Source organism: Flavobacterium sp. I-STPP5a (assembly GCF_009764685.1).
Taxonomy (GTDB): domain Bacteria; phylum Bacteroidota; class Bacteroidia; order Flavobacteriales; family Flavobacteriaceae; genus Flavobacterium.
In genome coordinates this window covers 64,442-71,424 of record NZ_VHLM01000072.1, presented here as the reverse complement: position 1 = coordinate 71,424, position 6,983 = coordinate 64,442, and the positions used below count along the sequence as shown (strand labels likewise).

Sequence of the window (6,983 nt, the reverse complement as noted above, 5' to 3'; positions counted from 1 at the left end):
TTTAATAAATCGGTGTCTTTTAAACGTAGTTTTCTAAATTTTGTCAACGAACTAGAATTGATAACATCGTCTTCTGGATTCATATCCAAAAAATATTTAAAGGACATATCGTAACGAGAACGTTCCACTACATCAACATCGGAAACGGTGTAAATTGTTTTAAGAAGCAAATACTTGAACATACGAACGGGACTTTCTGCCATACGTCCATTATTGGTGCAGTACTTATTTAATAATTCATCATAAATGAAGGAAAAATCTATTAAATCATTGATTTTTCTCAGAATGTTATTCTTTGGAATAATTAAATCATATAAAGAAGAATGTTCACTGAACTGTATTGATTGCTGTTGTACTAACATCTAAAAGCTCTTATAATTACAACTAAATATACCAAAAAAAGGAGTAGAAAAACTAAGCTTTCTACTCCTTTTATTTATCAATTTATTCGAAAAAAGACTTTTTCAGTGCCCTCTGAAATTCAGCGCATTTTTTTTGTCTATTCCTTTTCTAACATTTCTTTATACAATTCCATATTAGCCTTGACCTTATCATCCATCTCTGGCTCCTTAATATCAGTGTGTTTTTGCATTTCTTCCCAAATAATCTTAGCCACAATATAACGTGCCATTTCTTTATCATCGGCTGGAACAACATACCATGGCGCATGCTCAGAACTTGTCTTGTTTATGGCTTCTTCATAAAAATGCATATAATTATCCCATTGATCACGCTCTTTTAAATCTCCTACCGAAAATTTCCAGTTGTGCTCCGTCTCTTCTAAACGGCGTAACAAGCGCTGCCTTTGCTCCTCTTTACTCAAATGCAAAAAGAACTTTAGCATTATGGTTCCATTTTGCGTAATATGCCTCTCAAAATTATTGATCTGCTCCATTCTATTTTCCCAAAACTCCGACGTAATGTCTGCCACGTCTTCAATTCCTGGTAGATTTTCGTTCAAAATATACTCGGGATGCACTCTCGTCACCAATACATTTTCATAATGTGATCTATTAAACACAGCAAACTTACCTTTTTCAGGTAAAACTAAGTAATGCCTCCACAAATAATCATGCTCTAACTCGGTAGAATTGGGCGTTTTAAAACTATGAACCACCACCCCTCTCGAGTTAAATTCCTTGAAAACTTCCCGAATCAAACTGTCTTTTCCAGAAGTGTCCATTCCTTGCAAACAAATCAAAACACCATACCTATTGTGCGCGTACATGACATCTTGCAAGGCACTTAATTTTTCAGTAACATTCTTTAATTTGTCTTCTTTTTTTTCATCGCTGGCACTAATTTCTAAATTTGTTGGCAATTTTGACAACTTAATTTTATCAACAACTTTAAAATCATCCGGATTTATAGACTTCATAGGAAATAATTTATCTTTACTTCTCAAATATAACAAATTACAAGGAGCTTTTTCCTGCTGTACGCTTTATTCCCGATAAATAAAAACTACGGCAAAAAAGCCTTGTTTTTCTAAATCGGGAGATACCGCTGCCATCAGGGCTAGGGACTTGCATTAAAAACACAAATCATGGAAAAATTCAAACTCGAAATTCTCTGTCACATCATCGGAATTGGTTCAGCTTCAGGACTAATCTATAAAAATAATTCCCTCCTAATAATAGGTGATAACAGCGGATTCCTTTATGAATATCAATTGGATTCTAAAGACTTAAAACGCCATCCATTGCTCGAAAATCCTATTGAGAACACCCCTAAAAAAGACAAAGCCGATTTTGAAGCTATCGCATACTTTGGCGATAGTCTTTATGTTTTTGGATCTGGATCAACCGCCAATAGAAACAAAATGATTCAGCTAATCGATACCGACAAAAAAATAATTGCAACTCACGATCTAACCGATTTGTATGCTGTCATGCAAAACTTTGGCGGGATCAATGCCGAAGATTTCAATATTGAAGGCGCCACGTATAATGGTCAAAATTGGTATTTATTAAACCGCGGAAACGGAATTTCGAATAAAAATGTACTTTTTACCATAGCCGGCAAAAACCTAACAAACGATTTTCAAATTCTTTCCAATGCTTACAAATTACCTAAAATAAAAGGAGTACGCAGCAGTTTTACCGATGCGACTCTTGTAGAAGATACGCTTTATTTTTTGGCCACAGCCGAAGATACACAATCAACGTATGACGATGGAGAAGTTTTAGGAAGCTTAATTGGGAGCATCGACTTGAAAACCATGAAAATCAATTTCACACAAAAAATTAGCGATACCCATAAATTCGAAGGATTGACTCTCTATGCAGATACTCCCGAAAAAATACAATTTTTACTTTGCGAAGACAATGACACTGAAGTTCTTGAAACGACAATTTACCAATTGACATTAAATAAAAAAAGTTAGTTGCTACTGTCTTAACTTTACTATGCTCCACGTACGTTAAAATTAGATTAAAATAAAAATCAAATGCATTTAGCCGCTGGAAACGTGGTAATTTTGTAAAACAAGTTTTCAAAAACTGATATTAAAAAAAACACCAAATGACTGATTTAAAAAATAAAACGGCACTGGTTACCGGAGCTGGAAAAGGAATAGGAAAAGCAATTGCATTGGCTTTAGCCAAAGAAGGCGTAAACGTAATTTTAGTAGCGCGCACTCAAGAAGAAATAGACAGTGTAGCTGCAAAAGTTCGCTCATTACGTGTAAAAGCACTAGCTATTACTGCTGATGTTGCTGATATCAATTCTGTAAACGCTGCTGTAGAAAAAGCGCTAGGCGAATTTGGCGCTATTGATATTTTAATCAATAACGCAGGTATCGCATCGTTTGGAAAATTCTTAGAATTAGAGCCAACCGATTGGGAACGCATTATTCAGGTGAATTTAATGGGACCGTATTACGTGACCAGAGCCGTTATCCCAAACATGATTGAAAGACAAACTGGAGATATTATCAACATCTCATCAACCGCTGGATTAGCCGGAAATGCCATGACGAGTGCGTACAGCGCTTCTAAATTTGCCTTGTTAGGGCTAACCGATTCTTTGATGCAAGAAATGCGCAAACACAACATTCGTGTTACCGCACTTACGCCAAGTACCGTGGCTACTGATATGGCCAAAGAACTCAAACTTACCGACGGAAATCCGGATAAAGTGATGCAAGCCGAAGATATGGCAGAGCTAGTTATTGCTCAACTCAAATTAAACCGTCGCGTGTTTGTAAAAAACAGTAGTCTTTGGTCTACTAACCCATAATAATTAAAAGATTAAAGTATAAAAACTAAAAAACCATTGAGAAGCAAATTATTATTACGTTCTCAATGGTTTTAAATTTATTACAAGCTGTGACTATTCCTTATTTTGTTGCGTAGCTCTATTTTTCTGTTCTTTTAAAATAGTATTCATATGTGCTTTTGTTTCTCTTTCGATATCACTTTCACTGATTTGTAAACCTTTAGCATCATCAACCAAAACATACCAAGGTTTGGTTTTTCCAAACGGATAGGCTCCAAAAACAATGACTGGAGTTCCTTTTACTTTTACATTTTGGTCATCTTGAAGTATCCATTCGTCTGCCCAACCGTAGAGTTTTTTAGCATCCGCCTCTTGAAGTCTCAAACAAGAGTGCGAAACAGGATAACCCGGCAAAGCATATTGATGAAAACCAACACCCAATTTGTTTTCGATATTAAAATTCCATTTTAAATCCCACTCATCGTTAAAAGTACTGGTTGTTTCCTCAGCTTTCCAGTTGGTAAAAAACAATCCTGTTGGAGTTTTATCTTTTTCCCTTCCCATATTCGTTGGACCGGTGTAAATCAATTCGCCGTTTTCATAGGCAGCAAAAGTTTGTGTGGGATACGAAAAATAGATAATCTTTTCAACTTCCTTTAAAGCCGAAACCTTCAAAGGAAAAGGCAAATAATAAGCAATATCTCCCGTAAAATCATTTGGGACAAGTACCGAATCTAATTTTTTGAAATTCTCAGCATCAGTCCTATTGATGGCATACGCAAGTTGCAACTGAGCGCTGTCATTATTAGATTTCTTTAGCCATTCTTTGCTGTTTTCAAAATGATAAGCAATCGTGCCTGGTTTTTTTCGTTCTATTTTAGTTGGAATTTTTTCTGTTAGATTTTTGTCTTTGGAACTAGTTGCGCTCTCTTTACAAGAAAGCAAAACAGTACAAACTAGGACGCTAAGGATACAAACTATTGGCTTCATAAGGCTAAATTTTAATTAATTTAAAAGTACCTCAATCAGCTATCAAGTCTCTTACACAATTTGTACTAGTTGTTACAGAATTAAACTTCAAAAACCATTAAGAAAATGAAGAAAATTAAGCCTAAAACTTAATAAACTTAACGTACTTATTGGTTTAAAAATATTTTACTTAAATGACTTATATGTTTAAAACCTAAAACAAAAAAACCATTAAGAAAATGAAGAAAATTAAGCCTAAAACTTAATGAACTTAACGTACTTAATGGTTTAAAAATATTTTACTTAAATGACTTATATGTTTAAAACCTAAAACAAAAAAACCATTAAGAAAATTAAGCGTAAATCTTAATGAACTTAATTCCTTAATGGTTTAAAAATATTTTACTTAATTGACTTATATGTTTAAAACCTAAAACAAAAAAACCATTAAGAAAATTAAGCGTAAATCTTAATGAACTTAATTCCTTAATGGTTTAAAAATACTTTACTTAAATAACTTATATGTTAAAACCAAAACATAAAAACCATTAAGAAAATGAAGAAAATTAAGCCTAAAACTTAATGAACTTAACCCCTTAATGGTTTAAAAATGATTTACTTAAATGACTTATATGTTTAAAACCTAAAACAAAAAAACCATTAAGAAAATGAAGAAAGTTAAGCCTAAAACTTAATGACCTTAACTTACTTAATGGTTTAAAATACTATACTTAAATGACTTATATGTTTAAAACATAAAACCATTAAGAAAATGAAGAAAATTAAGCCTAAAACTTAATGAACTTAATCCCTTAATGGTTTAATATTATTTACTTAATTGACTTAAATGTTTAAACCTAAAACAAAAAAACCATGAAGAAAATGAAGAAAATCAAGCCTAAAACTTAATTAACTTAACTCACTTAATGGTTTAAAAAAGTTGTACTTAAATGACTTTTATGTTTAAAATCTACACTAACACAGATACAAAATCCATGCGCACACTACCATCCTCATCAATTCGAGTCAAGTTGATATCGTGTAGGGTATTCACCAATTCAGGATTCCAAGGCGTTTTTACTTTTACGTAATTTTCAGTAAATCCGTGAATATAGCCTTCCTTGTTTTCGCTTTCAAACAACACTTTGCGTTGCGTTCCCAATTGACTTTCATAAAAAGCACGACGTTTTTTCACTGATAATCCACGCAACATTTTACTCCGTTTCGCACGTACATTTGCCGGAACTACGCCACTCATAGCAGCAGCTTCGGTATTATCACGCTCCGAATACGTAAAAACGTGCAAGTACGAAATATCCAAATCATTCAAAAAATGATACGTTTCCAGAAAATGCTCATCCGTTTCACCCGGAAAACCTACAATGACATCCACACCTATACAAGCATGTGGCATCACCTCGCGAATTTTACTCACACGCTCTGTATATATTTCACGTAAGTAACGGCGTTTCATCAACTTCAAAATATCATTGCTCCCAGATTGCAACGGAATGTGAAAATGCGGTACAAAAGTCCTGCTTTTCGAGACAAATTCAATCGTTTCATTTTTCAATAAATTCGGTTCAATAGACGAAATTCGCAAACGCTCAATACCCTCCACTTCATCCAAAGCCTGAACCAATTCCAGAAAAGTATGTTCGTGTTTTTTATTTCCAAATTCCCCTTTACCGTAATCACCAATATTTACGCCAGTAAGCACAATTTCTTTAATGCCTTGTTTCGAAATTTCAGCTGCATTTTTCAATACATTTTCTAACTCGTCACTTCTAGAAATTCCTCTCGCCAGCGGAATCGTGCAATAGGTACATTTATAATCGCAACCATCCTGAACTTTCAAGAACGCGCGCGTTCTATCGCCTATAGAATAACTGCCTACGTAAAAATCAGCTTCGGCAATCTCGCACGAATGCACCTCACCCATATCATTTTTAGACAAATCATTGATGTAATCGGCTAGTTTGAATTTTTCGGTAGCACCAAGAACCAAATCTACGCCATCCACCGCCGCCAATTCCTCCGGTTTCAGTTGCGCATAACAACCCACCGCAGCCACAAAAGCTTTATCGTTGAGCTTCATAGCCTTACGCACCACTTGTTTGAATTGTTTATCGGCATTTTCAGTAACTGAACACGTATTAATCACATACATATCAGCCACTTCTTCAAAATCAACGCGATCAAAACCCTCGTCTTGAAGATTGCGCGCAATAGTTGATGTTTCTGAGAAATTGAGTTTACAGCCTAAAGTATAAAAGGCTACTTTTTTGCGTTTTTCCATAAGTAAGCGCTATTTAATGAAATCGTTGTCAAAAAAATAGCGTGCGCAAATTTACGAACAAATACGAGAAAACTGCACCGAATTGAATTTTTATTAAACAGGGCGTGCCCCTCCGTAAACTGCGGGTCGGGCTATGCGCTTTATCTTTATTTTTTTAAAGAAAAAAAATAAAGGATGCCGCTGCTATCCCTCACGCAAACCTACTCGCTACATAACAAAACAATCTCAGCTAGAAACACATGATTACTTTTGTAATAAATTTATTATTTCTATATTTGATAAATACAAACTAACTGTGCTATATACTAATCATTTTCAATTGGTTTGAGTTGGAGAGGGTTTGCGGTGGGTACAAGCTTGAAGCTCGTACTGGCGGAGTTGAACCTTTATGGTAAGCTGTCTAAGTAATCCACGTTGCAAACGTTTATTTTCGTTAATTAAGTAAGTAGGTAGTGGATTATTTAAATACAATTTACTGTAATCAATTAACCGGAAG

Annotated in this window: 6 protein-coding genes; 2 read left to right on the top strand and 4 right to left on the bottom strand. The window is 34.5% G+C overall.

Features of this window, described 5'->3' with window-relative positions; translation table 11 throughout:
- A partial coding sequence (locus FJV36_RS13540; protein ID WP_199251042.1) for a transposase occupies window positions 1-362 on the bottom strand: 362 nt, incomplete at its 3' end.
- 137 nt (window positions 363-499) lie between these two features.
- Window positions 500-1,378, bottom strand: a complete 879-nt coding sequence (locus tag FJV36_RS13535) for a PPK2 family polyphosphate kinase (protein WP_158728714.1) — start codon at window positions 1,376-1,378, stop codon at window positions 500-502.
- Window positions 1,379-1,546: 168 nt separating this feature from the next.
- Between FJV36_RS13535 and FJV36_RS13530 the strand changes: the two genes are divergently transcribed.
- Window positions 1,547-2,386: a hypothetical protein gene (locus tag FJV36_RS13530; protein ID WP_158728713.1), complete on the top strand. Its 840-nt coding sequence runs from the start codon at window positions 1,547-1,549 to the stop codon at window positions 2,384-2,386.
- Between the two features lie 137 nt (window positions 2,387-2,523).
- Window positions 2,524-3,240, top strand: coding sequence for a 3-ketoacyl-ACP reductase (locus tag FJV36_RS13525; RefSeq protein WP_158728712.1), 717 nt, complete (start codon window positions 2,524-2,526; stop codon window positions 3,238-3,240).
- Window positions 3,241-3,333: 93 nt separating this feature from the next.
- On the opposite strand, the gene FJV36_RS13520 is transcribed toward FJV36_RS13525, so the two are convergent.
- Both FJV36_RS13520 and mtaB read right to left on the bottom strand, forming a co-directional pair.
- Window positions 3,334-4,209 (bottom strand): L,D-transpeptidase, encoded by an 876-nt coding sequence (locus FJV36_RS13520; protein ID WP_158728711.1) that lies wholly within the window; start codon window positions 4,207-4,209, stop codon window positions 3,334-3,336.
- A gap of 949 nt (window positions 4,210-5,158) precedes the next feature.
- On the bottom strand, window positions 5,159-6,487 hold the full coding sequence (mtaB, locus tag FJV36_RS13515) for a tRNA (N(6)-L-threonylcarbamoyladenosine(37)-C(2))-methylthiotransferase MtaB (RefSeq protein WP_158728710.1): 1,329 nt from the start codon (window positions 6,485-6,487) through the stop codon (window positions 5,159-5,161).
- Between the last annotated feature and the right edge of the window lie 496 nt (window positions 6,488-6,983).

Excerpts from the sequence above, each read along its gene's own strand:
- mtaB (WP_158728710.1), bottom strand. The coding sequence starts at position 6,487 with ATGGAAAAACGCAAAAAAGTAGCCTTTTATACTTTAGGCTGTAAACTC.
- FJV36_RS13520 (WP_158728711.1), bottom strand. The coding sequence starts at position 4,209 with ATGAAGCCAATAGTTTGTATCCTTAGCGTCCTAGTTTGTACTGTTTTG.
- FJV36_RS13525 (WP_158728712.1), top strand. The coding sequence starts at position 2,524 with ATGACTGATTTAAAAAATAAAACGGCACTGGTTACCGGAGCTGGAAAA.
- FJV36_RS13535 (WP_158728714.1), bottom strand. The coding sequence starts at position 1,378 with ATGAAGTCTATAAATCCGGATGATTTTAAAGTTGTTGATAAAATTAAG.
- FJV36_RS13530 (WP_158728713.1), top strand. The coding sequence starts at position 1,547 with ATGGAAAAATTCAAACTCGAAATTCTCTGTCACATCATCGGAATTGGT.